Genomic DNA, 25,544 nt, shown 5'->3' on the forward strand with positions numbered 1-25,544 from the left:
CCTGCATACGTTGCTTATTCTTCAGATTTAGCGTGTACGTTCCGCGATGGAAGATACCGCGCTGTTATTAGCGTTGAGTATGGTGTCGGTCATACTTCTGATGGCCGCATTGGTCTCAGCGGCCTTCTTGGCCGTTTGACTTTGGGTATTGGCCAGTTCGCTGTTAACATCGCGATCGGCGCGGGCCAGCTCTGCCTCTTTCTGCTTCTCAGCGGCTGATACGCCAAATGCCCCTTCAACAGCCCCCTGCCCGGAACGAATACCCTGGTTGGCGTACTCGGCGGTAGCACGGCTCTTCTGCGTCGCAAGCTGTACCGAATTGTGGGCATCGCGCTTAAGCGCGCATTTGTGCATATCAGCAGCATGCGGATGTGTCATGGTGGCCTCAACATCGCCGGACAGCTTTTTGTTCTGATGAACCATGGTGTCCTTGCCACTCTTAATCGCGGTCTGATGCTCGCGAACGCCAAGCTCAAGGTTGTGGGCCGGTTCCAGATTCTTGGTGATGGAAGTGCCTTCTTTATTTAGCGCCTTCATCTGGGTCGCGGTCGTTGCCCCCTGTCCTGCAATACCCAGCACGCCGGAGGTGATCGCCCCGTTGAGATTCTGTCGAGCAGCCTCAATGGTTTTATTACCTGCGCGAGCCGCCGCATCTACGCTGCGGTTTGTTGCCGCCGCCGCCGCTTTGTTGGCATCTCGTTCAGCATTTAACATTACGGTGGTGATGGTATTGCTCACCTCGAGCTGCTTCATGGAACCCACAACGTTGATTAACCGTGGGCCCGCGGCATCTGCGGCGTGAATATCAGTGCCGCCTTCAACAGCGGGCTGCGAACGAGCTTGACCAGCGGAAGACGAAGCGTTGCTCACGGATGACTGACTGTCACTTTTCCCGATATCTGCCGATTTATTATTTGGCTGCGTAATATTGATCTGTGAAGTTAAAACGCCAGGTACGGAGGCTGCCAAGCGCTCTGCTTTATTTGCATCCCCTTCCCCTGCGACGGATAATTTCACAGTTTTAGCCGGGGTGTCGGTTTCAATTTCTCCCCCTTTGCGTTTCTGTGCCGCAGATGATGCCTGAGTCGTATCGGTACGCAGACTCTGCTTTTCCATCATTAACGAGAGCATGCCCTCTTTTTTTGCGAGATCGGACATGTCCTGGACACTTCTTTTCTCTTCCTGAATGACAACACTTTTTGTTTCGGTCTTAACGTCCTGCACTCGTAAATAACGTTCTGACGCACCAGCACCAATGATTGGATCGGACATAACTGATAAAACTCCTTTATATTATTGCGGGTAAAAAATAGTTCCGCCGTTTATCCCGCAACTGCACTCATCTGTTTAGTAATATATTTACCGGCCTGCGCCTGGTTTTCCGCAACCGTTGAGATATTGCGCACAATCTCACTGACCGATTCCATTCGATGGGTAAAGCTATCGATGGCGCGATTCATCATTTCGTTAAGCAAATCCTGAAGCGCTGCGTCCTTCATCATTTCAGCTCTGATCTTCGACGCTTCCAGCAGCATACTGGCCGCAACAATCCCGACAGCCGCCTGGCTTGAGGTATTGACCACGCTCAGAGCCACCACAGCCTTCTGGCTGTAATTAGAAACCTTGGCCATTTGCAGCTCGTCTGCACCCAATGAACGGCCAAAACCTTTGCTTAGCCGCTTAATAACCTGCCCGATGGCACTGTCCATCAATTTTTGCATGGTAGATTTTGTGGCTTTTTCAGCCACTTCTTGCGCTACCTCTTCCGCAACTTCCTTCACCGCGGTGCGCACCACGTTTTTGGTGACGTCTTTAACGACCTCTTTTTCCACTTCAACAGCAACATTTTTGGCCATGGTCTTGCTGGCTTCTTCTGCCACGTCGACACCAATCTTTTTCATCACCGTGCCAAAAACTTTGCTCATTACGCTACCCGCCACCATTACACCGGCGACAAGTACCGCCGCCGCCGCGATCGCGCCCAGGATTTGTCCCACCATATCTGCCGTGTCTTTATCGACGCCGAAGGATTGAAGAATGGCTGAGAATATTTTGCCCATCATCTCCATCAGCGGTTTCACGATCGCATCCATCAGCGGCTGCATCGCGTCGGCCATAAACGAACGGCCGGTCACGGCCTGGCTTATCTCGTCACCAATCGCCAGCGCTAGCCCAACGGCCGCCAGTGCCAAAGAAGCGCCACCGGTGAATGCCGCAGCGGCAAAGCTGACGGCCGTAACAATCCAGCCCAAAATCTTGCCAATGCAGCCCATCGTCTTCTGCATTTCTTCAGCTTTACGCACTTCCTCTTCGTATTCCTTGGCCTTTTTCTCCGCGTCCTTGGCCGCTGCTTCCGCCAATTTCTGCTTCAGCTCCGCCGACGCCTGAAAATCGTCACTGGAACTTTTGTTAATCAGCTGCGCCATCAGGGCCGTGAGGAATGTCAGGGTTTTAGACTCTGCGTCAGCCTCCTTACGCCGCTGTTCAATGGTGCTTTGCTGCTGCGGGTTGAACGACTCAACCATCTTCTGCGACTTAGCCTGCGTCGCATCTAATGCCGATCGGGCGCTTTTCTCCGCAGCAATTGCAGGATTCAACGTCTTATTAGCAAAGTTGTTATAGGCGGTTGTGGCCTGAGTGAGGTTAGCCTGCGCAGCGTTCACCGCCGTTTTAGCAGCATCAACCTTGCCCTGCAGTTCTTCAGAAACCGGGTCTTGTTTTGCGGCCTCGGCCTCAAGGGCCGCTGATTTTCTTTGCGCGTCATCAAGCGCAGATTGGGCCTTTCCGACATCCTGTGAAAGCGCATCCGCCTGCTGTTGCGCAGCTTTAAGCGCGTCAGCATCGCTGGCCCATTGCGTCCCCTGCAGCTCTAACTGGGCTGCCATCACGGAATAGACATTCGCGGCGCCATCCATCATGGCGTTGATGCCCTGCAGCTGGGCGAGCAGGTTACTCATCGACGCTTCATTCGTGAGCTGCATGACTTTCCCGAGCAATGCCGTCGCCCAGGCCGAAGCAGAAAGCTTCGCTTCGCTGCCGCTTTTTGCCGTGGCGGGCTCGCGGCTCGCCGGAGACTTAAGCTGAGGAATGTCCTGGTTATCTAAGTTCGTCCTTGGGGTATTCCCGTTGACGGTATTGATAGTCGATTTCAACAGCTTGAGCAGCTGATCGGGCTGCAGGGTTTGCAGCGCACCCTTAACAGAATTCAGCTGCGAATGATCTTTTAAGTCCGCATTGCCGAGGCGTTTTGCCTGTGCGGTTTGTTTTTTTAACTCAACATCGCCCGCTTCCATCCCCGCCTGATGTTGGTCTACCGGCTCTTGGGTCGCTTGCTCCAGAATGACTGGTCGCGCCACCTGCCTGATTATCTCCATTATTATTCCTCATTAAGTTTCTCCTCTTCAGGAGTATCGGTCTTGTCATTATTTATTTTATTAAGCGCGGAAATATAGGCTTTCGCCTTTTCACTTAATAACGCGTCTTTACACCTGCTAATAACAATATCGAAGCATTTACGAGCCTGCACACTCTGTCGCAACATCAGGTTACATTGACCGGCATAAAACATTGGCCTGAAGTCTTCTTTAGATAAGGAATAAGCAAGTGCATAAAATTCGATAGCTTTGGCATAATTCTTTTTAAGCTGATAAACCGCCGCAAGACCCATTGCATATTCAGGGTTATAGAAATCATAAATGCACAGAAAACGGAACAGAGACTCGGCATCTTCCAATTTTCCATGATGATAAAAATCGTACGCCAGCTTATAAACGTCCTGCATGGTGTTATTAGGTACGGCATAGACATCCTTAAGCGTCGCCCCGTTTCGAATGGCATCCAGCAGGCTTTCAGCATAAGCATCGAGTTGCTCATCACTTTTAAATTCTTCTTCATCGTTGAGTAAATCCAACATATTTCTATTAGCCATTGCAGCCTCTTTCCTTATTAGTTGTTAACATCTAAAAACAGCCAATTAACCCAAAGGCGAACAGTGAAGAGGATATAATCATCATACTGTTGCGCCCCGGTAGTTAATACAAAAAAACCGCACAGGTGTCCGCTACGAATGGCCCGTTGGCGGTTGTTGACTTTGCGGCAATGTAGATTCGGCCTCCTCGTCGGCCACAGCCATTTGGGTTATGCCCGCGGCTTCGACCTGACGCAGCCAGATAAGAATGTCCATAACGTCAATCAGCACATCATCATTTAGCGAAATGAAGCTGTACTGGCTATAGGTGCGATACAGCCTGCGGGTAAGCGGAATATTGCGTACTACCGGCAAGCCGATTTTTTCCGCATAGGCAATCGCCGCTTTGGCTTTCATATTGGTGCAACGCAGAGCAATAAAGGGCAGCGATGCCACTTCCGGGTTAAAATAGATCGCCATCGCGATATGCGTTGGGTTCGCCATCACCACCTCAGAATTTCTGACCGCCGCCATTTCCTCCCCGGAAAGTATTTCCTGGTGCGCTCGCCGTCTGGCACTTTTAATCTGTGGATTGCCGTCGCTCTCTTTACGCTCCTGTTTGACCTCATGTTTATCCATTTTGAGATCTTTGAAATGGAGAAAATGTTCAACGATAAAATCTGCAGTCAGCACAAAAACCGACGAGCCAATAAACACCAGCACGGCCTTCAGCGTCAGCGAAACCCAACAAGCAATAAGCCCGGCTATATCGGTCCGATAAAGCGTTAATGCCTGGCGAAGGTCGTTGTGAATCAGGCAGTAGCAGGTCGCCGCAAATACAATGAGATAGCAAACTGATTTCACCAGCTCTTTTACCGTGCGCATGCTGAAGATCTTTTTTACCCCTTCCACCGGGTTTAGCGCTTTGAAATTTAGCTTGATGGCTTCAGTTGCGATAGAAAACCCAGTCTGCAGCAAGGTTGCGGCCATACCCACCAGCGCACAAAGCGCAATAAATGGCAGGCTAAGCAAAAAGAAAATACGCATTAAGCCCATGAGGAAATCATTTATCCCAATCTGGGTGCTGTACAGCAGGGTCATGGAGTAAAAATGGGTAAAGTCACTGAAACTCATGCCATAGGCCAGGTAAAAGATCCCGGTCAGCAGTATCACCGTGGTAATAAGATCCTTACTTTTAAACGTCTGGCCCTTTTTAGACGAGTCCTTGCGCTTTTTACTGGTAGGCTGTTCTGTTTTTTCTGCCATAGAAATATTTCCTCAGGGAAGAAATTGCTGAAAACCTGAAAGCGAGAACATGTGTAGCGGTTTCTCAGACAGCGAGTGAAAGCCGTAGAAAAGGAAAACTGCGAAGGCGATAAAGCTCTTGATGGTTAGAGACAGTGAAAAAGGGTTGAGCTGCGGGCAATAACGTGCGAACACGCCGAGCAACATTTCGGCGATCATCATCACTAACATCACCGGCGCAGCAAGGAGAATGCTGTTTTGCACTAATACCACCAGCAGGTGTCCGGCCTGTTCCCAGTGAACACCTTCTAAGGAACACCCTCGTGGAAACATTTGATAGCTTTGCACCATCACTTCCATAAGTAGCCGCATGCCTCCGCTGGCAAAAAAAATAGCACCGAAGGCAAAGTTTAAAAAACCCGATGATATCGAGCTTTGCACCCCGTTAACCGGGTCGATACTGTCACTGATTGTCGCGCCGCGTTGGTTATCAAGAATTTCACCGAGGCCGATGACTACCCAGAAAGGCATACACAGCGTAAACGCTAAAATTAACCCGAGAATACATTCTTTAATTATAATAATAAGCCACCCCTGCTCTGGACTTAATACCGTTTCAAAGCAGGGCCAAAGACCGATGATCGTCAGCGAGATAATCGTGTTTTTAATAATCAGATTTGATAGAACCCGTTCGCCCAGTACCGGCAGCATATAAAAGACGATCGCCAGCCGCGCGTAAACGATGACAAAAGTCAGCACGCTGTGCTGAAAATTAAGATAGAACGCCACAAACAGCATATATTTTCCGTTTTAACGAAAAGCCATATAAAAAGCCTGAGTGGCGAAATTCGTCATTTCGGCTGAAAACCACTCCATCAGCATAAAAATGCTGGCAAATACCGCCAGCATTTTCAGCCCAAAGGGCAGCGTTTGTTCCTGAATTTGCATGATGGTCTGAAACAGGCCAACGATAATGCCAACGATGGTAGCAAAGGCGATAGGTACCGCCGTTAGCTTCAGCACAACGAGCAGCGCGGAGTTACCAATAAATAATACATTACTCATGATGCCATCAGATCGGCGTACTGGGCGATCAGTCCTTTGGTTAACAAACTCCAACCGTTCATTGACACGAACAGAATGAGCTTAATAGGAATCGAAATGGTCACCGGGCTCATCATCATCATCCCCAACGCCAGTAGGATGCTAGAAACCACCATATCGATGACTACAAACGGGACGTAAAGATAAAACGCAATTTTAAATGCGCTCTGTATTTCGCTTAGCGCATAGGCTGGCATCAGGGTCATGAGCGGCAGGCCCGTTAATTCATGGTCTTCCACCTCAGGCTCCGGCTCACCGGTTGTTTGCTGCTGTACTTTATTAAAAAAGCGGATTAAGTCATGATCGGAATAATTCACCAGATAAGCCCGGTAACTTCCCAACCCCTGATCCATAAGTTGAGTTACGGAGCTGCTGTCATTGAAGTCGATATGGTTTTCTTCAATATAGCCGCAAATTTTCTGACACACGGGCATCATGACAAAAGCGCTTAAAATAAGCGCTACGCCATTTAGGGTTAAGGTCGAAGGTACCTGTTGGATCCCGAGGGCATTGCGCACCATCACCAGCACAATGGAGAACTTAATAAAGCAGGTCCCCCCGGCAATAATAAAAGGCAATAAGGTGAAAAACGACAATATCGCTATTAAAGAAATATCATTACTCAACATCAGGCTGTACCATGTTACCTGGCAGGGTGGGATTCACGTGATTAACCTCAACCGCCAGAGATCCGTTCTCCAGAGCCACCAACTCACCGCGGGCAAATAGCTTTTTGTTAAGGTAGATTTTAATATTTTGTTCTGCTTCTGGGGTCAGCCCCAATGACGTGCCCGGCGTTATTGCATCTAATTCCGCCAGTGTCACCGTCCGACCATCCAGCACAAATTTAATATTGACGGGCAGACTGGTCCAGTCGTGCAAAACCTCATCTTCATAGTATTCCTGGTAATGCTCTTCTAAACGCTCTTCCACAATAACCTCCTGATTAGGGTAATAACTCAGTTTAAAAAGTCGGCGATCGCCTACCGCCAGATGGGGCAAGTTCTGTTTTATCAGCAGCAAATCCCCGGCAGCCACGTCTGCTACTTGGGCAAGGGAGAGCTGGCTGTATCCCAGCACGTAGTTCAGCTGGAAAGGCACCTGATTGGCGGAGATGGCCGGTACATGCAATGCGCGCTCCCCGCTCTGTGGCCAGTCAAGGCACAGCAGCTGGCAAGGCTCTGCGAGGATCGCAAGCGCCTTTTCCGGCAGGGCGCCTGCGGGTAGCGCAATCTGTACCGCATCCCACACCTGCTCCTCTACCAAAAAGCTCAGTTCGAGATGGTTTAACCAGCGCGCCAGATAGTTGAGGGGAACCTCCGACCAGGGGATATCGGGCAGGTGGACATCCATGTAACCGAGCCAGGCGTCAACGCTAAGCCAGGCCTGCGACCGGCTACCCTGCTTATCCTCAAGCTGCACCTGCAAGTAGCGCTCCTGCCCGCTAAACTCAGCGATCTCACTACCAGGGTGATGGTTACGCAGCAGCTCAAGCGTCAGTTGGCGGCCGTCAAGCTTGCGTAAATGACCTCTCAAACTCATTCCTGATCCTCACCCTGCTGTTGCTGTTCATATCGCTCCTGCTGCGGGCGCAGAAGATTGAGGCTGAGACCTGTCAAATGGCCCATATTGCGAAGAAGCACATCCGCGGCACGAGCATCGGAAGGAAGCAAAGTGACATTCCCTTCCCGGCGTGCTTCGGTTGGCACCGAAATTCTGACCGAATGGTCGCCGGACCAGCGTTGAAACTGATAGTTCACTTCGAGCGTCAGGCCTTCGTTTCCGCCTTTCACCCCGCTTTCCAAACCGGCCTGAGTCTTCAGCTGCTGGAGCGTTGCGGGGCTATTTCTGCTTTGTGCCGCTGTTTCGCCCTGCTTTGGCACCACGTTCTCCAGCTGCTTCGCCCCCTGCCAAAGCGGTTTTGCTTCGCCAGAATCTTCCTTTATTCGAAACGGCTTTTCCTGGCGGCACGCCTCAGCCTCCGGGGCCGATATAGTGACGATGCCAGGGTTTATTACGGCGGCAGCCTGAGGGTGCTGAGCCGTGGTGGATTGATGAAGTTTAGTAGCCGCGTCTACGAGCGTATTTGTTGCAACGTTTACGGCGACAGACGTGGTGGATTGCCCCTCGGTTCTAGATGCGATCGCCACAGCCCTGGTGCTAAACGGGCTGGTGACCCCGCCTTTTTGGACGACCACGGAGTTTTTGCCTGCGTTCGGCGTAGCCATCTGGCCAGCAACGATCGACGCCACCTGCCGACGCAGGCCATCGCCCTTCTTCGTCTGGCGTGCTTCGGCGGCAAGGCCCAAAGAGGCGGCAGCGACTTCTTTTGCCGTCTGCTTTTCGGTTTTCTGCAGGCCTCCCCCCTGCGCTAAGGAGGTCGTTAACCTAACCAGCGCACCCGGCGGTAGCATGGCGGCCAGCGAAATATTCTCGCCGCCCTCATCCTGTTTTTTCTTTTTCGCAATATGTTTTAGCAGCGTGTTGTCATCCGGCGTTGAATCGCCCTTCATCGCAACGCTCACACTGACTTCAGAAACTTTTCCTACCATAACCCGCAATCTCCTGAATTTCGTTTTCTGCAGCATTGTCGCAGCGGCCTATATAATCGCGGCGCAGCGGCTGCAAATAATAAGAAAGTTTGTAGTGCTTTTTATCCAGCAGGCTCATTGCGGCGCGATGCTGCTCAAGATTGTGCTCTAGATTATATTTTTCATTTTCCAGCTGATTTATTTTATGATGAACCAACTGCTGGTGAGTCAATAAAGCCCCCTGCTGTCTTATTCCCTTATAAATATCCGCACGGCTGTGTAAGCCGGAAGGGGTTAACATTTTTATTTGCTGGTTGATATCGGCGCACTCCTGCTGATGCTCAGCAATTGTCTGCCTTATTTTTGCTAATCGGTTTTCCGTTTTTACGATATCACCCTGCAGAATCTGTTGTTTGCGCTCCAGCAGGGAGACAAACTCGCGCCCTTTACGCCACACTTCCATATAAACTTTCCAGACAGGCCTGCATGTCGGTTTTTTCGTCCATGCTTTGTTGGAGAAAAGCTTCCATCTGGTTTTTGTGATCAAAAGCGGCATCGTTTTCCGGATTCTCGCCGCGTCGATATTCGCCGAGATCCAGATAGAGCTGCATCTCTTTTTGACGTACCAGATTTTCACGAAAGCGTTTTGCTAACTGACGGTGTTCCGGGTCTGTTACCTGTAAAAATACGCGGCTAATGCTCTGCATAATATCAATCGCCGGATAGTGTCCTTTCACTGCCAGCTTTTTACTGAGATAAATATGCCCGTCAAGAATCGAGCGGACTTCATCGCCAATGACATCCGACTCTTCCTCATTTTCAATCAGCACCGTATAAAAGGCGGTGATTGAACCGGTTAAAAACCGTCCTGGCCGCTCCAGTAATTTCGGCAAGGCCTCAAATACGGATGCCGGGTAGCCTCTCCGGGCGGGCAGCTCTCCCATACTTAGCGCCACATCACGCAGCGCTCGCGCATAGCGGGTTATCGAGTCTATAAACAGAAGTACGTTTTTACCCTGCTCGCTAAAGAACTCGGCTATCGTCGTGGCAATCTGCGCCGCGTTGCAGCGCTCAACACAGGAACGGTCTGACGTTGCGTAAACCAGCACGATCTGTGAACAGCGCGGCGAACACTTTAGCTCTTCAACAAACTCGGTGACTTCACGTCCACGCTCGCCAATAAGCCCGATGACGTAGATATCCGCTTCGGAATGTTCAACGATCATGCTCATCAAAGAGGTTTTGCCGCAACCCGCCGCCGCAAAAATCCCCATACGCTGCCCCTGGCCACAGGTCAGCAGGCCATCAATTGCCCTGACGCCGGTCGCCAGAGATTCAGCGATAGGCTTACGCTGGGTAAAATCTTTAGGTGCCCCGCAGGCCTCGAGGCTATGCGCACCGGTCAAACTCTGCTGCACGGAGTTGTCCAGGCGCCCGCGAACAGTACCGGTTGCGTCAATGATTGCCCCGGCGATATTTTTATGAACATCGATACGAAAAGGCTTGCCGGTCGGCAGCAGGACATTGCTGCGTGAAAAGCCCTGATTATCGTTAAGCAAGCTCAGTAACGTATGCTCCTTATTGAATCCAATCACCTGGGCCGTCCCCAGCACTTCGGGTTCAAGTAATGATTTCTGAATCTCGCATATCTCACCGATGCGCGTCCCCGGCAAATGCGCTTCAATCACATTTCCCTGAATACGTAACGGGTGTGCTAGATGAACCAGGCATTTGGCTACCATTTTGTGAACCTCAGTAATTAAACCAGTACGGCGCGGTATTCCTGCAAAATACTCAGGTAGTTATCCAGCATCGATAAAAAATCATCCGGCGCCTGCAGGTATTTTCCTTTCACCTGAGCACGCAGTTCAATATTGCCGTCAACGGGGTATAAACACGGCTGTCCGGTGTAAAAATACTCTTCGCTGTGATTAAGCATCAGGGGTAAAAGGCTCGCGCTGCAATAGCTTAAAGAGGCTGGAGCCTGCTCAACAATTTTCGCCCACACCCATACTTCATCATCTTCACTTCTGACGTGAATAGTTGGAATATCATCTTTCATATTCAGAGAGATTGTTGAGTGGTTGCTCAGATCGCTATCCAGAATATCAGCCATCCCAGCATCTTTAAGCATGGTGGAAAGCAGTGCAACAACGTCGTATTTCATTTATTACCTCAATTAATTTTCTAACGAACCAATGACATTAACATCCACGCCGGATGCAACATCGCCATAAGAAATCACTTCCATTTCCGGGTAGCTTCCTTCAATAATTTTTTTCACAAAGCGACGAATATCCAGTGACACCATCAAAATAATATCGCGAGCGTTAGCACCATTGCTGCTAATGCACTGTTCGAGGCTTCTGATAATACTTTCAATTTCCGGTGGCGGCAGATTGATAAATGTCCCGCCAGAAGTTTGGCGAATTCCACCACGAACCAGGCTTTCCATATCGTGCGACATAACCAGGGTGCTAATCTGCCCGTTAGACGCAAAGCGGTTAGAGATATAACGTGATAACACGCTGCGAACGTGCTCCACCAGCATAATGGGGTCCTTTTCCTTGGGTGCCCATTGAACTAAGGCCTCAAGAATCAGACGCATATTGCGAATAGAAATACGCTCCTGTAATAGCCGCTGGAAAACTTCGGTAATACGCTGCACGGTATTATTTCGATAACACTCTTTGAGTAGCTCAGGATATTTTTTCTCCAAATCGTCAAGCAGCGTTTTTGCCTCCTGAATGCCGAAGAACTCGGAAATATTGTGCACCAGCAAAGTTGAGACGCAGGCATAGAATTCATCGATCGCCGTTCTTGAATAAAAACCAAGCTGTAAGGCGGTTTCACTCCGTTCTTCAGGGATCCAATAAGCGAAACCCTGAGCCGTTTCTACCGCCTGCACGATAGAGTCAATAACTTGCAGCTCGTCGCCACGCATCAGCACTTTGCACATGCGCGGTAAAATGTCATACGTGGCAACCTGAATTTCATTGATTGAAACCGTTAGCTTGCCGCGCACCATTTGCTGGTCGTAGTTCATCACAACATCCGGCAGACGAACGCCGTACTCAATAAAGAAGTTACGTTTGAGCAACGAGCACAAATTATGCTCCTGGAAATATCTCTCGTAGCCTTTCCAGGCGGTAATGATGAGCGGAATCGTTTCTGGGATGTACTCCCCGTCGATCATCACCGGTTTGCTTTTCAGTACCGGTTCTTCATCTTCTTCTACAGAATTAACTGTCGGCTTTTTACCTTTTTTAGCATCAAGCTTATCCTTGATGAACAAGCCTAATAGTAAAGCTGCCAGCAGAACGAAGACCGGTAACGGAAAGCCCGGCAATAGCCCCAGAGCAATAGCCAATACGGCCGTAACTAGTAGGATGAATTTATTATGAAACATATCCTGCAAGATTTTTGCGCCGAGGTTCGTGTTCTCACTGTTATTTACGCGGGTGACGATCAGCCCGCTGCTTATTGAGATTAACAGCGCCGGAATTTGTGCAACCAGAGCATCGCCGATGGTCAATAGAGTAAACACAGACATCGCATGAGATAAATCCATGCCGCGCTGTAATGTGCCCACCGCTATCCCGCCCAGTAAGTTCACGAAGATAATAATGATCCCCGCGATGGCGTCGCCCTTAATAAACTTCATCGCACCATCAAGCGCGCCGTATAACTGGCTTTCAGCTTCAAGATCGCTGCGGCGACGCTTGACTTCTTTTTCATCGATAACCCCTGCCTTGAGGTCAGCATCAATGCTCATCTGTTTGCCCGGCATGGCATCTAAAGAGAATCGTGCAGCCACTTCCGCGATGCGCTCCGACCCTTTGGTGATGACGATAAACTGCACGATAGTAACGATGAAGAAGATAACAAAGCCCACCACCAGGTTATCCGCAATGACGAACTCCCCGAAGCTGGCAATAATTTCACCGGCGTCGGCATCCGCCAGCACCAGTCGACTGGTACTGATAGAGATTGCCAAACGGAATATCGTACTAATTAGCAGAATTGATGGAAAAGTCGAAAAATCCAAAATCCTTGTAATATAAAAAGAACCAAAAAAAATCAGCAGTGCCATCGTCAGGTTAAGTCCAATAAGGAAATCAACCAAGCATGTCGGCAACGGGAGAATCAACATCCCCACGACCATAATCATTATCGTTAAGATAATAAGCTCTGGCCTGTTACGAATTTCGAGAATAAATCTTCTAAGCATGAGTAGTTGCACATCAATCCATGGCAGACAAACTAGTTTGCCTGCGACTATTTGTAATATTCATTCCAGATGCCGGTATTTTTCTCTTTTTCGAGCATTTTATGCAGTAAAGCAGCCAGATGATTGACAATAACTTCCCAATAAAGCGTATCGACGAAGAGGAACTCAGGCGTCATATTATAAACATTGCGCAGTTCTTGAATGACCATCGACCGCTGCTTGAGCAGCAGCAATGACATAAAGTTTTTACTGAACTCTTTTAACGCCAATTTAAATTCGTCAGTATCCACTAAACCCGCTATATAAAGCCCTACAATATCGGACTCGCCCAGCATCAGCTGATTGTGTCTCATCTGTCCCCTAAACGGGAATTTAGCAAAACTTTCATTTAGCAGCTGGTCCAGCGTGTGGAGCAAGCGTGCATCTGACAATTTTGCGCTGAGTGGGCCAAATTCAGAAGAGTGAATTCCGGGTTCATTGGCCTTCATATCAGCAATCAGAGCCGACAGTGTGAAAGCCAATAAACGCGTTCTGTTCTGATAACCGTAAACATCAATCCAGTCTTTGTAGATAAAGCCTGCGGGCATCTCTAGTTCAAGAAAATTAAGATAGCTATTGCGCAGGTCCTTTGCCGACAGGGGCCTGTCACCGCTACCGTCGCTGAACCGTTTTGCCAGGCGACCTACATTCATTCCTGACTGCATTTTTTTGGTGTCGCCAAATTTTTCTAAATCGGCGATCGCTTCTTTGATTTTCTTCTTCTGAAGTTCAGACAGCTGGCGACTCAACAGCATTTCACGCAGCGCGAGCATTAAATCATTGTCATCCGGGAAAAGCTGGCGGGCGAAGTTCAATAGGTTATTGAGGTCACGAAGTTGGGTCACATGCTTAATTAATGTGTCCAGCTTTTCATCTGCCAGATCCTCAAGCATAGAGGAGACAAAATCGTTATCTACGCTGTCGTTTTTACGCCCGGCTTTGCTAAAGCGACCAAATGCGCTGAGGAGATCGGCCATTTCCTCTGCGGCATTACTCATCTCTTCCTGCAAATTAATAAGCAGCGCTTTTTCGCCCACATCAAATACGGGCTGGCCTGCTGCGCTACGGTTTTCCGGGATTTGCGGTTCAATGCGATTAAAATCAACGCCAGCAACAGAACGAATGTCCATAACTCACCTGGTCCTTAATTGTTTTTCATCGTTTCACGTAACATGGAGACCGTCGATTTCAACGTCACCTCGTTCCCCACCCAAGTTCGGCCCAGCACGGGGTTATTTTCCTCCGGTCCCCGACCCTGCCAGGTTTCGCCGCTTGCCAGTAAACCTGGCTGTATAAGGAATAAGCGAACCATTTTCTTGTGGCTGGTATAGCTGTAATCAAACAGCTTACCCAACACAGGAATGTCGCGCAGGAGCGGGATGCCCACGCTGTGATGTTCATCCTGGTCGCGGCTGTAGCCACCGACCAACAGGCTATAGCCCACAGGCACGCGCGCTTCCGTACTTATCTGGGTGTTATTCACCATTGGCAGGCTGTCGACATTTTCGGTTTTACCCTCAGAGTTGAGAGGCAGGCCGCCATCCTGAATATTCAGGATCATCTCAATCTCCTGCTGGCGCTGCGCCAGACGCGGCAATACGCTAATCATGGTGCCGTAGGTAATCTTTTCGAGTGAGGAGTTACGCTCACCTACCAGCTTGGCGTAAAAGCTGCTGTTATTATCAAATAGCGCCGGAACATTTTCCTGAGTCAGGATCTCCGGACGTGAAACCACCTGTGCATTGCCTTTTTGCGCAAGTGCGGATACATCCGCCAGAAAATGAATGCTGTTTTCCGGAGTCAGTGAACTGGTATTAAAAGCAACGCCGGTATTGCCTATTTTTGCCGCACCCTGCCAACGAATTCCCAGCTCGTTAATATCATCCTTCGAAATATCAATGATCCACAGCGACAGCTGTATCTGCTGTTTAGGTACATCAATTGCGCTGACTAAATCCTCAACAAAACTTACCTGCCTTTCGGAACCCTGAATGAGCAAGCTGTTGGTATCCGAATAGCCGACAATATTGATGGACGATTGGCCGAGGGAATCTGACTCATACTCCCGCTTCGCCGATGACCCCGAATTAAATGAAGGCAACGGCGGAAAATTTCCCTTTTGTGTGGCCGAAGCGGCCTCAAGCGCGCCTCGCGTATCATTATCTACGGTGATGTTCGCCCCGGCTGGCGCTGAACGTACGCCACGGCTATCGCCTGAGTTATTCAGCAGCTGGTTCAGCACCGTCGCAACGCCAGGCACGATGATAGGGCTGTCGCGCTGGGTAAAGGTGCGATCGTTCACAAAAGTATTTTTAAGCTTGATCACGCGGATCGTGTTTTCACCCGTTCCGGGACGGGCATAGGTTGCATCAATATACTTTGCAGCCGCCGCGATAAGTTCGACATAGACCGGCGGCCCTGAAACATAAAAAGAGCCAGAGCGCCCGTCTGAACGTAGCGGGAAACGAGCGTCGTACAGCCCTGAGGACTTGATGAAGGCAACCAGCCGGTCAAACGGCGCATAGGACAAGCGCACAATGCTGCTTTTGATTTCGCTGGCATCGTAAACGTACACAGAGCTGCCATCGTCATACCAGATAAGCCCGGTACGTGAAGCCAAGGTATTTAACAGCTCCTTCGGCTTGCTAAGATCGAAACTTCCTGAGACCCGTTTTTTGGCCGCCTCCGTACTGACAACAAAGGGTTTATTCAGCGCGCCACCGATCACAAAAAATAGCTGTTGAACGCTGTTATTACTGGCGACGTAGGTATTTTCGTCATCCCGCGAACCGTTACGGACATCGACTGGGCCACCCGAGTAATCCTGGGTATCCAATAATGCGCCGACCGCCGAATTACAGCTCAATACTCCCAGCAATAAATACGGCAGATAGCGGACCGGCAGTTTCGCAATCATCTTATTCATGAAGCAAGCCTTCCAATTTTTTAAACTCCCTCGGTGTAATGCCAAACAGTGATTTTATTTCACTAGAAAAATGAGACGACGACGCATAGCCGTTATTCCCTGCGATAGCCGCAACTGAGTTATCTTTTTCAATCAACTGCAGGGCACTGTGCGCCGCTCGCCAAAGGCGTAACTGTTTTTTTGGCCCCCGGGTAAAAGCATGGTGGCAAAGCTTCCTGAAATAGGATTCAGATACGCCGTAGATCTTACTGGCATTACCAATCTTATGACTGTCACTCTCTTTATCTTCATTCATTACCTGAGATAACAGAAAATGGGCAATCCAATAGCTTTCGACATTCCTGACAAACGAAAAGAGATTTTCCAGGCGGCGATCCTGAGGCTTTAATAATGTAAAAATCAACATCCCCATCAGCGATTTGCATGCATCGTCCACAAAAATTGCCAGATTCCGCTCGGTGTGCATCAGCAACGAAGTATTTGTCTCCCCTATGCGCGGCTCGGCGTTAACGCTGCGAGATTTAGCCTGATAATCCAGGAATGAAAACAACGTGCTGGCCTGTGACATCGACAGTATTTCAACCATCCAGTCACCCCGAAATGCGATCTCCATGTTATTCAGGGTCGATAGCACAATGGGTTGAAGAATATTATTAAGACGATCGTCATAGTTCTCCCTCAGTTCAACTGAGGCAGATATGCTCATAACGGATTCACTATTTAGCGGTCGCGCAAACAACACGCCGTTATTTAAATCGATACATTCGTCACTCACGTAAAGCGGCATTTCCGCATTTGCGCTATCATTTACGCGTTGCCGCATTATGTTTTTCTGATGGCATTGAGCATTGCAATCTAGCATAGCTTCCCCTTACCTCAGCTTGTATTTATAAATATTATTCAAGCACTTGATTAAGAACTATATAATACAGCGCACTCGAAGTGCCAGTTAATTTATCAGAAAATCCTCGTTCGTCAATGCAAGTTGAAAGAGATAAAAAAAGAATAAACACTCTAAAAAAAGCCTCAACAAAAAATCAACAAAAAAATATTGAGTTTAATAATCGGTAGCGCTACAGTGTGCCGTCTTAAAGATGCAATATCCGTATGCCTCCAAATAAATTCATCGCGAATGCAAAAATATTTTTCCCATTCGCGAGGTACTTGATTCCTTTTGAAAATTTTCTATTAAATGGCACGGCTTAGCATTAGGAAGTTTTAGTGCAGATTAAAATAAAATCACACGGGCGCTGCTCGTTAGATTGCTTATTTACATTATTAATGGCCCTTTCTATGAACAGCGACATGAACGAATTAAACGATGATATGCCTGTACCAGAGGCACTGAAAAAATTCACCCTGAAGGTGCTGTTTGGACCCATGTTTGGTTGTGAACTCCACCTTCCAGCAGACGATTACTTTCTCATCATCAACCCGGGACTTGCACTCCAGGATAACGCCACGGGAACGATGTTGCCCGGAGAGCATGCCGCAGCCTACACGCTGAATACGCTTTACCTACCCTGTGATATGCCGTCACCCAACATTATCTTGCGTTTGTCGGCTCTTTTCCGAGATGAAGAATCGGAAGAAGGATATCGTCTTGAAGTACAGGGGGTGGATAGAAGCTACCCAGCGCTGCTGAAGGAAAATGAAGTTTTCGTGCATGAACACATCCGCTTTGCCATCAAACCTAGCGAAGATGACTGGCCTGAAGATATTAAAAACTTCAACCTTCCCCCGGCGCTCGGTGCTGAATTCAGCGAACAGGTGAAACTGGAAAAGTTTAATGCAAAAAAAAATCATGCTCTCGTTTTCGGTTCAATTATTCTCTTACTTCTTTTGATTACTGCAGGCGTAATCTGGTATAAAAAACTGGAAAGTGATCGGCAGGTTTTAACATTAAATGAAGCGCTGGCGGGCGCACCGATGCCTGTGGATATTGTTCGTGGCCGTGATAATAATCTTATCTACGTTCTTATCCAGAACTTTCAGGCAATGGAATGGACGCGGGAAGCACTCTTCAAATTGCAGCGCAAGGACAGCGTGATTCCTGTTTGGTTAACGCAGCAAAGAAATGAAGTCATTACGCAGCTGGCTAATGCAGGTTATCCCGTTTTACAAATTGACTATTCCAAACCTCAGCACCCGGCAATTGCACTTTACAGAGGATTAACCCTACAGGAAGAAAAAAACTTCAAGGCTATTGTTTTACAAAAAATCCCTTTTGCTCTCGACATCAAAGTCCTGGTAAAAATTAAAGCCCAGTTATTACAGGAAGCTCGCCAGGGCCTGGATCGTTTTAACATTTACTACCGCCAAATCAATTCTCCTAGCGGTTATGCTTTGGTGGTTCGTGATGCCCTGAGCGACAGCGCTCTACGTTCTTTGCAGAATTTCATTAAACAGTTCAATTACCAATGGGGAAACCGCGTGATTAATTTTTCAATTAATCTCGACGAAAACTGGTTACAAGATAAGTCATATGTTGACTCTTCTAATGGCTATCTGTTTTTGAATCCTCGTCATTGGTACTTCCCCCTAAAACAAGGAGACTTAAATGGCTGACACACACGCACCTACTGTGGATAGCAATGGCTATTATCTGGATGAAGTATCTGCCGGCTTCGAAGCAGGTGCTAAATCTATGATGGAGGAATTAAAGACAGCTGAAGCTGAATTGAAAGTCGACCCGTCTGACCCAGCCGTATTGGCAAAATATCAGTCGAAGCTACAGCAATACACGCTATTTCGTAACGCCCAGACAAGTACCGTAAAAGTCTATAAGGATATTGGCGCGGCCATTATTCAAAACTTCCGTTAATTAACCCGGGTACGTGTTGCTCTCGTACCCTTTTCTACTGTGGAGTAATTATGAGTCAATTTAATGAACCCCTGTCGGCATTAACCCGGCTCTCGCCAAATACCATCAACCCTGAAGCTAACCTATCCGTAAGCGTTCACGATCGAAATTTTAATAATTTAGTATCCAGCACGTTTACTAAAGTCAGCGAAACCGACGCGCAGTTTAAAAATGTGATTAATACCCTTAGCCAATCTCCGCATTACACCAGCAATCCGGAGAAGCTACAGATGCTACAAAACTATATCGGTGAATACAGTAACTACGTTTCCCTGGTGAGTACTCTTGCACGCAAGGCGGTGAGCACCATAGAAACCCTAGAAAAATCGCAATAATGATAAAAAAATATTCACGTGTCCTCGCTGCCGTGTTGTTAACTTTTATGCTTAGCGCCTGTAATGACGAGAACCTACTCTTCAACCTTACCCAGGAGCAGGCCAACCAGGTTCTGGCTATTCTGCAGCAGCATAATATTTCAGCGAAAAAGGACGGCAATCTTAAGGCTGGCTATACCGTCTCGGTCGGGGAGTCTGAAGGTACCGCCGCGCTGTCTATCATTAATCAGTACCAGCTGCCGTGGGCCGCTGACGTTCAGATAGGGCAGGCTTTTCCGGAAAGCTCTCTGGTTTCTTCACCCAACGCCGAGCAGGCTCGCGTACTCTCATTACAGGAGCAGCGGCTTGAGCAATCGCTGCGCATGATAGCTCCGGTCGTTAATGCGCGCGTTCACGTCAGCTATCCCCCCTTTAATAACAATACGAGCGGAAAAAAAGCCACCGGCCACGTCGGTGTGCTTATTTCCTATAAAGGCGAGATTGACGATAATTTGTTTATCTCGCAGATCAAAACGTTAATCAAAAATAGTTTCGATGACGTGCGCTACGAGAATATTTCGGTGGTTCTGTTCCCCGCCCCGGTTATCCAGTACGTTGCGCCTACCAGAGTACCCGCCAGCATCCCTGCCCTGTGGATTATCCTCTTTTCTGCTATGGCTTTGTGCGCAGGCGGCACGGCGGGCTTCATGCTCTACAAGCTTAGCCGCCGCCCGCCTTCAACCCAGGATAACGCTGCCGAACTGATTGAAGACGAGGCAGCAAAACCATGAGAGTCGGAGATCCGCGCATAATGTCCATTTTATACGCCCCGGCAAGCTATACACATCGCAGCCACCTGCCGGAGATATTCCGGGCGAGTGAAATCCGAGAGGACAGGCTACTTAATTTCTGGCTGCTGAGGCACGGCAAACTCTCTGACCTACCCGCACGCTGGCAGCCCGCCGAAGCCACGTGTTCGCTATTGCTTTCGCACTGGCATCTGATCCCCCTTGCTGCACATTTGGTTGGTGGCTATCTGCAGCGGAACAGACTGCCTGAAATGGGCGCTGAGCTTATGTCTGACCCACGTCTGCTGGCCTTTATCTCTTTGCCGCTGCTTCTGGAGGTAACGCTTGATGAAGGCGATATCCCGTTTGATACCGCTTCCTGCGGCGCAACGTTCCTTCTGGGACAGCTCTCAGGGTTACCTGCCGCGCTGCGACAGCGTCTGATGCTGCACTTCCCTTCCGGCATGGCGCTTGCGCAATTCGCGGCCCCCAAAACGCTAAACCACATTAATTTGCTACGAATGGCCTTCACCTATGCGCACCATTACTATTGATGAGTTACCCGAAGACCTGCATCGCCTGACGGTGATTAAATCTTCTGAGCGAACCCGCCATCAGCGGATAGCCGTGGCGCTGGAACGTACCCTAAATCGCTGCAGTGAAATTCATGCCGAGTATGAGTTACAGACGGTCAGGCTGCGTGAAAACTTTGAGAGGCAAGCGTTCCAGACCGGCTTTGAGCTATTTTTCTCGCAGCTGGTGACGCTGCTTGACGAGTATCAGCGCCAGCAGCAAAAGCGGCAGGAGGTTTTTCGCCAGCAGATCGGCACAGCTCTCAATCAGTCCTTACACGACCCGATGATCGTTGAGCGCATTATCCATCATCTTCAGGAACAGTGTGGGCATCAGAAAGCGCTGCGCATCGTTATTCCCCGAGCAGTAAAGCTGCCGGAAGGCGCGGACATCTCGAACTACCTGTATACCGATGATAATCACATTACCGTGCAAAATGACATGGATGCGGTGCGCTTTCCTAGTGAAACGCTTTGCCGCACGTGGCTACAGCAAGCGGATGATAAGACCGCCGGTTTTAATGAAACTATCAACAAACTGACGCCCGACATGCTTCGCAATCTGGCTGGGAAACTCATCGTTATGAGCCACCGGATGCCTTCAGAAACCGTCAGCTCAGATAAGGATGAAAACAATGAGTAACATCAACAGTATTGCCCCTTCCTCGCCGTACGTGAAAGACGGTGAATCGTCGGATGAGAGATTTAACGATAAAGTACTCCACTATTTCCAGCAGAATAAGCCCGACGATAAGCTGAGCGATGTGATGGATCAAATGCGGGAACTTTCCCCCGATAAGAACGTATCGATGCATCAATTGAACGAAGCGTTGCTCTACTCCGATACCTATTTGCGCAATACCGATGAGTACAAAGATTATGCGAACAACGTGCTGGGCAAGCGCACCTTCCAGCTGCTCGGCGTGAATATGTTTTTTAATAATATGATGTATAAAAGCTTTACCGAGACCGACAGCGATCCGTCGTTATAACCTTCCCCGCTATTAATCCCGGCTTAGTGCCGGGCATAAAAATCATGAAAATAAAATCATTTACACCCGTTGCTTTAACCTTATCTCTTTTGTTCTTCCCTTTTGCTACAGCACAAAAGGTAGATTGCATTGTCGAAGCCGCGCAGTGCTTCCAGATTAACCCCCTGCTGATTAAGGCTATTATTTGGCAAGAGTCCAGAAACCGTCAGCAGGCTATGAATCGCAATACAAATAGCACCGTTGATGTTGGCATTATGCAAATTAACACTGTGCATTTTAAGGCCTTAAAGTCCCTGGGCATTGATGAAGCTTTGTTGCGAGAGAATAGTTGCGCTAATGTTTTTTCAGGTGCCTGGGTGCTCAAGCAAAGTATTGAGCGCTATGGCTACACGTGGGATGGAATCGGTAACTATCATTCTAAGACACCGGTGTTTCATGACAGGTATGTCAAAAAAATCATATACTTAATTACACACCTAACATCAGTCATCGATAAAATCGAAGTGGCCAAACAAGACAGTATCCGCGAGCGTTTCGTCTGTCGATAAATAAGGAGTAAGGAATAACGCAAGCATCTTGCTTGCGTTATGGTACCAGAATTACGATGCCGCAAAGTCGATAAAGTTTAACAGATGAACGACTACATACTCCTGGATAAAATATCCATTGAACTGTTTAATTGTCGTCTACTAATACAATCTAAAAAAATAACATGTAATTTTCTTAATTATTTTGAAGGTATATCTTCCCGCTTGACGCATTTAGCACTTAACAAATTAACCTCAGGGTGGTAGGCTTCTTCAGCAGGATCGCAACAGTACAAAAAATATCATCTAATGGCACTAAAATGCAACGGATTATTTCTTGCCGTCATTCAAAAAAATAAGACTATAAAAAACGTAACTACTACACTCAAAAATAATGTCTGAGGCCTAAACCTCCTTCTGTCGGGCAACGTTCTTGGAGCAGAATAAGGAATAACCGACATCGAAGTAGCACCCATGGGAATGAAGCTATTCATCGATTTGGTGGAAAAGGAAACGTTGCCTGGTACGTTGCACCCTAGAAAAGATGACTCATAGCCAAGCTTATTAGTTTCAGGCTTTTCCCAGCGCGGTTCGGCCGTAAATTTATACCCCAACTTTGGAATAGTGACAATAATATTTTTAGTTTCATCACCCAGGCTGACTCTTAAAGAAAAAATCGTCTGTGCGATACTTTGCGAAGTAACATAACCGCCCCCCCATACTTCGGCAAGAAATTCAGCCTGAGAAACCGGTTCTGGGTATTTTTCGCAAAGTAATTCTAGCACATCTGAATGCTTTTTCCTTAATTGCAAAACGGTATCGTATTGCTGTAGCGTTCTGGACTTTGGATCAAATGTGAAATTAAGAAAGTAAATTCTTCCTGTATTTTCTACGCATTTTTTCATTTTAAATCCTTCTGGCGTTTGATATCTTCAGGAAAACGGTTCTGTCGCATTAACGGCTACAAGTCAGCAGGAACCGCAATTCCGGTTTTTAGGCAACCAATAAATAAAATTCTTCTGCTGTCGACACCGCCGCCACTGAGTTATCAACTCCGGCTTTCGTCAGGTCTGAAATGGCCGACATTGTCGTCTTCATTTCATGAAAGGAATGTATTTCTGATGCGCGCCCCCCCGGTAACGAATGGGAATAAAATCAGAAAAACCTGGATAAATATAAGAGCAGACGAAACGAGCTTTCTCATCCCTGAGCAAAACATTCCTGAGGCCTCAAAAAAATGCCGCCTCAACGGAGAGGAATCAGCGGCAAAATGGGTAAGGGGATAAACGAGGAAAAAAGCCAAGAGCAAAGATTTCCTCGGTTAGAAAATAAACATTAAAAAACCATGAGTAAATTCAATTAAACCGATCAATTCTGAAATCTTGATAGATTATAGCTATCAAGCCTTGATGAATGATCGCTACAACCGATTTATAATCGAAATAATTTGTTTGATGAACATCAAGAAAAGCACAATAGAAAACTATAAAAACAATATCTTACACTTAGAAACCTGCGGTTCGCATGCCCAATACCCACTTCATATAAGTAGTTTTTTTATTTTCTGCTTTACCTCAAGTTTATTTTGTTTTTTAATCATCCTTGGACATCAAGTTAATCATTCAAGAAATATGAACTATAAAGGAAATGTTATGAAAAGGAATAAGGAATGCAGCTACAGCTATTTTATCTTTTTCGTTCCTTATAATCAGTGGCTGTGCGACTGGAAATAGCGCAGGAACAACTTCCGGCAGTAAGAGTCATAATGTACAGGTCAGTAACTATATAAATGACAAGTCATCACTGACATACGGTAATACCATCCCAGGCTCCGGAAATATTTGTATCGATCAGTTTAATTTCCTTAAACAGTCAGGAAGTCAGAAATACAGCATTTACACTCAGCAGTACGATAAAATGGTGGTGCCTCTAATTGGTTGAGTTGATGTATCATGTTTGCTTTTGAGGTTTACTCATGGCCTGCGTCACCGTTTATTGCCCCCGTTGTCAGTCTGCTCAGGTTTATCGGCACGGGCAAACCCCGAACGGACACGACCGATTCCGCTGTCGGGAGTGCCATTGTTAGCGCCAAGGCTCTGTCGCATTAACGGCAGTAAGTCAGCAAAAGCTGCGTAATCTGTTTTTCAGTCAATCAAAAGATAGAATTGTTCTGCCGGTGACAACCCGTTCCCCTGCGGATGTTTATACTGCCCTTTGCGTATCATATGGATTAACTCAATGCCGGCCAGTATCATCGGCGCCCGGCGAAATGATTTGAACCCCAGCATCAGTCGTATCCGCCGTTTGATGTTCCGGTGATCCTGCTCAATCAAATTGTTCAGATACTTGCTTTGCCTGACGATAATGGTTTCTTCATCTGCTTTACCCGCGTTGAGTGTATCCAGAGCCGCGGTATTCGCGCCGCTTTTATCAATGGTTACCACCTCCGGTTCCCCGTTATTGCGGATAGCCTTGCGGAAGAAACGCAGAGCAGCTGCCGCATCACGTTTAGCGACCAGCAGGAAGTCGATGGTCTGCCCCGTACTGTCAACTGCCCGGTACAGGTATTTCCACTGCCCCCTGATTTTGATGTAGGTTTCGTCCATTCGCCACCGTCGGCCAGGATTACGTTTATACCGGCGAAACGCCTTAGCTAAGCGTGGTACCAGCCGGATGACCCAGCGGTGAAGCGTGGAATGATCAACGACAATCCCCCGCTCAGCCATTATCTCTTCAAGATTTCGCAAGCTGAGTGAGTAAGCCAGATACCAGCGAACGCACTGGGCAATAATATCGACGGGATAATGCAGGCGTTTGAAGGCTTTTCGGATCAGAGACATGGGCAGGGAACATCGCAAAAAAAACTGCATGTTACCTGACGACTCCTTAATGCGACAGAGCCATCGGTCGTGTCCGTTCGGGTTCTGCCCGTGCCGATAAACCTGAGCAGACTGACAACGGGGGCAATAAACGGTGACGCAGGCCATGAGTAAACCTCAAAAGCAAACATGATACATCAACTCAACCAATTAGAGGCACCACCAAAAATCTGGGGTTCCGGCGTAGAACCCCAAATAGCAAAAATCGCGCTTTTTTATTCCGGGATCTTGAACGATAAGTAAAGTTTGAACTTTATGCGGTATAGTGGGATCGAAATATTCATTTCCAGTGAAATTTCTTCAGTGATTCTAAATATACCCAATACTAAATTTAAAAGGATGAAATCATGCCCATACATGGTATCAACGCAAATTCTCCGGTAAGAAATCACATCAGTCACATAGCAGACAATGGAGTAGTTACGTCTAAAGTGGATTATTACAACAAAAAATATGACAAATCACACGGAAAGTGGAGTCTTCCTGACGATCTAAAGACTATAAGTAACACATCGTATGCAGATATGAAAAAAATTCAGGCTGATATCCCTGGGTTCAAAAAGGGCACTGTTGCAAATATCAGTCAGTGGTAAACTGATCATTATTTTTTGCTGACGGAGCAGCAC

Annotated in this window: 26 protein-coding genes and 2 pseudogenes; 9 read left to right on the forward strand and 19 right to left on the reverse strand. The window is 47.9% G+C overall.

Features of this window, described 5'->3' with window-relative positions:
• Window positions 1-27: 27 nt before the first annotated feature.
• The 16 genes from GC087_RS24725 to GC087_RS24800 form a co-directional block, all read right to left on the reverse strand.
• Complete coding sequence (locus GC087_RS24725; RefSeq protein ID WP_210523122.1) at window positions 28-1,272, reverse strand: IpaC/SipC family type III secretion system effector; 1,245 nt, start codon at window positions 1,270-1,272, stop codon at window positions 28-30.
• 50 nt (window positions 1,273-1,322) lie between these two features.
• On the reverse strand, window positions 1,323-3,293 hold the full coding sequence (gene sctE, locus GC087_RS24730; RefSeq protein WP_324030767.1) for a type III secretion system translocon subunit SseC family protein: 1,971 nt from the start codon (window positions 3,291-3,293) through the stop codon (window positions 1,323-1,325).
• A gap of 83 nt (window positions 3,294-3,376) precedes the next feature.
• On the reverse strand, window positions 3,377-3,928 hold the full coding sequence (sicA, locus tag GC087_RS24735) for a type III secretion system translocator chaperone SicA (protein ID WP_275273040.1): 552 nt from the start codon (window positions 3,926-3,928) through the stop codon (window positions 3,377-3,379).
• Window positions 3,929-4,060: 132 nt separating this feature from the next.
• A complete protein-coding gene (locus GC087_RS24740) occupies window positions 4,061-5,173 on the reverse strand; it encodes an EscU/YscU/HrcU family type III secretion system export apparatus switch protein (protein ID WP_210523118.1) in 1,113 nt (370 codons plus the stop codon).
• A gap of 12 nt (window positions 5,174-5,185) precedes the next feature.
• Window positions 5,186-5,950, reverse strand: a complete 765-nt coding sequence (sctT, locus tag GC087_RS24745; RefSeq protein WP_210523116.1) for a type III secretion system export apparatus subunit SctT — start codon at window positions 5,948-5,950, stop codon at window positions 5,186-5,188.
• A 12-nt stretch (window positions 5,951-5,962) separates the two neighbouring features.
• Window positions 5,963-6,217, reverse strand: coding sequence for a type III secretion system export apparatus subunit SctS (sctS, locus tag GC087_RS24750; protein ID WP_112287156.1), 255 nt, complete (start codon window positions 6,215-6,217; stop codon window positions 5,963-5,965).
• Window positions 6,214-6,885, reverse strand: a complete 672-nt coding sequence (locus GC087_RS24755; protein ID WP_210523114.1) for an EscR/YscR/HrcR family type III secretion system export apparatus protein — start codon at window positions 6,883-6,885, stop codon at window positions 6,214-6,216. The genes sctS and GC087_RS24755 overlap by 4 nt, the downstream gene beginning before the upstream one ends.
• The gene (locus GC087_RS24760; protein WP_210523111.1) at window positions 6,875-7,798 is read right to left on the reverse strand and encodes a FliM/FliN family flagellar motor switch protein; all 924 of its coding nucleotides are present in this window, start codon (window positions 7,796-7,798) and stop codon (window positions 6,875-6,877) included. The genes GC087_RS24755 and GC087_RS24760 overlap by 11 nt, the downstream gene beginning before the upstream one ends.
• Window positions 7,795-8,808: a SpaN/EivJ family type III secretion system needle length determinant gene (locus tag GC087_RS24765; RefSeq protein ID WP_210523109.1), complete on the reverse strand. Its 1,014-nt coding sequence runs from the start codon at window positions 8,806-8,808 to the stop codon at window positions 7,795-7,797. Before GC087_RS24765 ends, GC087_RS24760 begins: the two co-directional genes overlap by 4 nt.
• Complete coding sequence (locus GC087_RS24770) at window positions 8,789-9,250, reverse strand: SpaM family type III secretion system protein (RefSeq protein WP_210523107.1); 462 nt, start codon at window positions 9,248-9,250, stop codon at window positions 8,789-8,791. The genes GC087_RS24765 and GC087_RS24770 overlap by 20 nt, the downstream gene beginning before the upstream one ends.
• Window positions 9,234-10,529, reverse strand: coding sequence for a type III secretion system ATPase SctN (gene sctN, locus GC087_RS24775; RefSeq protein ID WP_210523105.1), 1,296 nt, complete (start codon window positions 10,527-10,529; stop codon window positions 9,234-9,236). The genes GC087_RS24770 and sctN overlap by 17 nt, the downstream gene beginning before the upstream one ends.
• Window positions 10,530-10,546: 17 nt before the next feature.
• Window positions 10,547-10,954: an InvB/SpaK family type III secretion system chaperone gene (locus GC087_RS24780; protein WP_210523103.1), complete on the reverse strand. Its 408-nt coding sequence runs from the start codon at window positions 10,952-10,954 to the stop codon at window positions 10,547-10,549.
• Window positions 10,955-10,966: 12 nt separating this feature from the next.
• A complete protein-coding gene (locus GC087_RS24785; protein WP_210523133.1) occupies window positions 10,967-13,018 on the reverse strand; it encodes an EscV/YscV/HrcV family type III secretion system export apparatus protein in 2,052 nt (683 codons plus the stop codon).
• Between the two features lie 47 nt (window positions 13,019-13,065).
• Complete coding sequence (gene sctW / locus GC087_RS24790; protein ID WP_210523101.1) at window positions 13,066-14,187, reverse strand: type III secretion system gatekeeper subunit SctW; 1,122 nt, start codon at window positions 14,185-14,187, stop codon at window positions 13,066-13,068.
• Between the two features lie 14 nt (window positions 14,188-14,201).
• Complete coding sequence (sctC, locus tag GC087_RS24795; RefSeq protein WP_210523099.1) at window positions 14,202-15,983, reverse strand: type III secretion system outer membrane ring subunit SctC; 1,782 nt, start codon at window positions 15,981-15,983, stop codon at window positions 14,202-14,204.
• On the reverse strand, window positions 15,976-16,806 hold the full coding sequence (locus GC087_RS24800; RefSeq protein WP_324030768.1) for a helix-turn-helix domain-containing protein: 831 nt from the start codon (window positions 16,804-16,806) through the stop codon (window positions 15,976-15,978). Before GC087_RS24800 ends, sctC begins: the two co-directional genes overlap by 8 nt.
• Before the next feature lie 470 nt (window positions 16,807-17,276).
• Between GC087_RS24800 and GC087_RS24805 the strand changes: the two genes are divergently transcribed.
• Genes GC087_RS24805 through GC087_RS24840 form a run of 8 tightly spaced genes read left to right on the forward strand, consistent with a single transcriptional unit; the run spans window position 17,277 to window position 22,060 of the window.
• A complete protein-coding gene (locus GC087_RS24805; RefSeq protein WP_416383447.1) occupies window positions 17,277-18,551 on the forward strand; it encodes a PrgH/EprH family type III secretion apparatus protein in 1,275 nt (424 codons plus the stop codon).
• Window positions 18,544-18,807, forward strand: a complete 264-nt coding sequence (sctF, locus tag GC087_RS24810) for a type III secretion system needle filament subunit SctF (protein ID WP_210523095.1) — start codon at window positions 18,544-18,546, stop codon at window positions 18,805-18,807. Before GC087_RS24805 ends, sctF begins: the two co-directional genes overlap by 8 nt.
• Window positions 18,808-18,857: 50 nt before the next feature.
• Window positions 18,858-19,181, forward strand: coding sequence for a type III secretion system inner rod subunit SctI (gene sctI, locus GC087_RS24815; RefSeq protein ID WP_210523093.1), 324 nt, complete (start codon window positions 18,858-18,860; stop codon window positions 19,179-19,181).
• Window positions 19,181-19,951 (forward strand): type III secretion system inner membrane ring lipoprotein SctJ, encoded by a 771-nt coding sequence (gene sctJ / locus GC087_RS24820; protein ID WP_210523091.1) that lies wholly within the window; start codon window positions 19,181-19,183, stop codon window positions 19,949-19,951. Before sctI ends, sctJ begins: the two co-directional genes overlap by 1 nt.
• A 20-nt stretch (window positions 19,952-19,971) precedes the next feature.
• On the forward strand, window positions 19,972-20,502 hold the full coding sequence (locus tag GC087_RS24825; protein ID WP_246874576.1) for an OrgA/MxiK family T3SS sorting platform protein: 531 nt from the start codon (window positions 19,972-19,974) through the stop codon (window positions 20,500-20,502).
• A complete protein-coding gene (locus GC087_RS24830) occupies window positions 20,483-21,163 on the forward strand; it encodes a type III secretion protein (RefSeq protein ID WP_210523087.1) in 681 nt (226 codons plus the stop codon). Before GC087_RS24825 ends, GC087_RS24830 begins: the two co-directional genes overlap by 20 nt.
• The gene (locus GC087_RS24835) at window positions 21,156-21,512 is read left to right on the forward strand and encodes a hypothetical protein (protein WP_210523085.1); all 357 of its coding nucleotides are present in this window, start codon (window positions 21,156-21,158) and stop codon (window positions 21,510-21,512) included. The genes GC087_RS24830 and GC087_RS24835 overlap by 8 nt, the downstream gene beginning before the upstream one ends.
• A 44-nt stretch (window positions 21,513-21,556) precedes the next feature.
• Entirely contained in the window at window positions 21,557-22,060 is a 504-nt protein-coding gene (locus tag GC087_RS24840) for a lytic transglycosylase domain-containing protein (RefSeq protein ID WP_210523083.1), read from the forward strand.
• Window positions 22,061-22,386: 326 nt separating this feature from the next.
• On the opposite strand, the gene GC087_RS24845 is transcribed toward GC087_RS24840, so the two are convergent.
• Window positions 22,387-22,944 carry a winged helix-turn-helix domain-containing protein gene (locus tag GC087_RS24845; protein WP_210523081.1) on the reverse strand — a complete coding sequence of 186 codons (558 nt, stop codon included), beginning with the start codon at window positions 22,942-22,944 and terminating at the stop codon, window positions 22,387-22,389.
• Between the two features lie 1,070 nt (window positions 22,945-24,014).
• Here GC087_RS24845 and GC087_RS24850 point away from each other — a divergent pair.
• Window positions 24,015-24,119 (forward strand): annotated as a pseudogene (locus tag GC087_RS24850) (IS1 family transposase); the annotation flags it as partial.
• A gap of 64 nt (window positions 24,120-24,183) precedes the next feature.
• Here the strand turns inward: GC087_RS24850 and GC087_RS24855 are convergent.
• Complete coding sequence (locus tag GC087_RS24855; RefSeq protein WP_324030753.1) at window positions 24,184-24,879, reverse strand: IS6 family transposase; 696 nt, start codon at window positions 24,877-24,879, stop codon at window positions 24,184-24,186.
• Between the two features lie 63 nt (window positions 24,880-24,942).
• Window positions 24,943-25,026: pseudogene (locus GC087_RS25905) on the reverse strand (IS1 family transposase); the annotation flags it as partial.
• Window positions 25,027-25,544: the final 518 nt, after the last annotated feature.

The organism is Pantoea sp. JZ2 (genome assembly GCF_035191405.1).
Lineage (GTDB): Bacteria > Pseudomonadota > Gammaproteobacteria > Enterobacterales > Enterobacteriaceae > Pantoea > Pantoea stewartii.

Coding starts and splice junctions, on each gene's coding strand:
- sctS (WP_112287156.1), bottom strand. CDS start 6,217: ATGAGTAATGTATTATTTATTGGTAACTCCGCGCTGCTCGTTGTGCTG.
- GC087_RS24785 (WP_210523133.1), bottom strand. CDS start 13,018: ATGCTTAGAAGATTTATTCTCGAAATTCGTAACAGGCCAGAGCTTATT.
- sctJ (WP_210523091.1), top strand. CDS start 19,181: ATGATAAAAAAATATTCACGTGTCCTCGCTGCCGTGTTGTTAACTTTT.
- GC087_RS24770 (WP_210523107.1), bottom strand. CDS start 9,250: ATGGAAGTGTGGCGTAAAGGGCGCGAGTTTGTCTCCCTGCTGGAGCGC.
- GC087_RS24805 (WP_416383447.1), top strand. CDS start 17,277: ATGAACAGCGACATGAACGAATTAAACGATGATATGCCTGTACCAGAG.
- GC087_RS24725 (WP_210523122.1), bottom strand. CDS start 1,272: ATGTCCGATCCAATCATTGGTGCTGGTGCGTCAGAACGTTATTTACGA.
- GC087_RS24835 (WP_210523085.1), top strand. CDS start 21,156: ATGAGTAACATCAACAGTATTGCCCCTTCCTCGCCGTACGTGAAAGAC.
- sicA (WP_275273040.1), bottom strand. CDS start 3,928: ATGGCTAATAGAAATATGTTGGATTTACTCAACGATGAAGAAGAATTT.
- sctT (WP_210523116.1), bottom strand. CDS start 5,950: ATGCTGTTTGTGGCGTTCTATCTTAATTTTCAGCACAGCGTGCTGACT.
- GC087_RS24780 (WP_210523103.1), bottom strand. CDS start 10,954: ATGAAATACGACGTTGTTGCACTGCTTTCCACCATGCTTAAAGATGCT.
- GC087_RS24755 (WP_210523114.1), bottom strand. CDS start 6,885: ATGTTGAGTAATGATATTTCTTTAATAGCGATATTGTCGTTTTTCACC.
- sctE (WP_324030767.1), bottom strand. CDS start 3,293: ATGGAAGCGGGCGATGTTGAGTTAAAAAAACAAACCGCACAGGCAAAA.
- GC087_RS24765 (WP_210523109.1), bottom strand. CDS start 8,808: ATGGTAGGAAAAGTTTCTGAAGTCAGTGTGAGCGTTGCGATGAAGGGC.
- GC087_RS24760 (WP_210523111.1), bottom strand. CDS start 7,798: ATGAGTTTGAGAGGTCATTTACGCAAGCTTGACGGCCGCCAACTGACG.
- GC087_RS24740 (WP_210523118.1), bottom strand. CDS start 5,173: ATGGCAGAAAAAACAGAACAGCCTACCAGTAAAAAGCGCAAGGACTCG.
- GC087_RS24830 (WP_210523087.1), top strand. CDS start 20,483: ATGCGCACCATTACTATTGATGAGTTACCCGAAGACCTGCATCGCCTG.
- sctC (WP_210523099.1), bottom strand. CDS start 15,983: ATGAATAAGATGATTGCGAAACTGCCGGTCCGCTATCTGCCGTATTTA.
- GC087_RS24840 (WP_210523083.1), top strand. CDS start 21,557: ATGAAAATAAAATCATTTACACCCGTTGCTTTAACCTTATCTCTTTTG.
- sctW (WP_210523101.1), bottom strand. CDS start 14,187: ATGGACATTCGTTCTGTTGCTGGCGTTGATTTTAATCGCATTGAACCG.
- GC087_RS24825 (WP_246874576.1), top strand. CDS start 19,972: ATGTCCATTTTATACGCCCCGGCAAGCTATACACATCGCAGCCACCTG.
- sctI (WP_210523093.1), top strand. CDS start 18,858: ATGAGTCAATTTAATGAACCCCTGTCGGCATTAACCCGGCTCTCGCCA.
- GC087_RS24855 (WP_324030753.1), bottom strand. CDS start 24,879: ATGTCTCTGATCCGAAAAGCCTTCAAACGCCTGCATTATCCCGTCGAT.
- GC087_RS24845 (WP_210523081.1), bottom strand. CDS start 22,944: ATGAAAAAATGCGTAGAAAATACAGGAAGAATTTACTTTCTTAATTTC.
- GC087_RS24800 (WP_324030768.1), bottom strand. CDS start 16,806: ATGCGGCAACGCGTAAATGATAGCGCAAATGCGGAAATGCCGCTTTAC.
- sctF (WP_210523095.1), top strand. CDS start 18,544: ATGGCTGACACACACGCACCTACTGTGGATAGCAATGGCTATTATCTG.
- sctN (WP_210523105.1), bottom strand. CDS start 10,529: ATGGTAGCCAAATGCCTGGTTCATCTAGCACACCCGTTACGTATTCAG.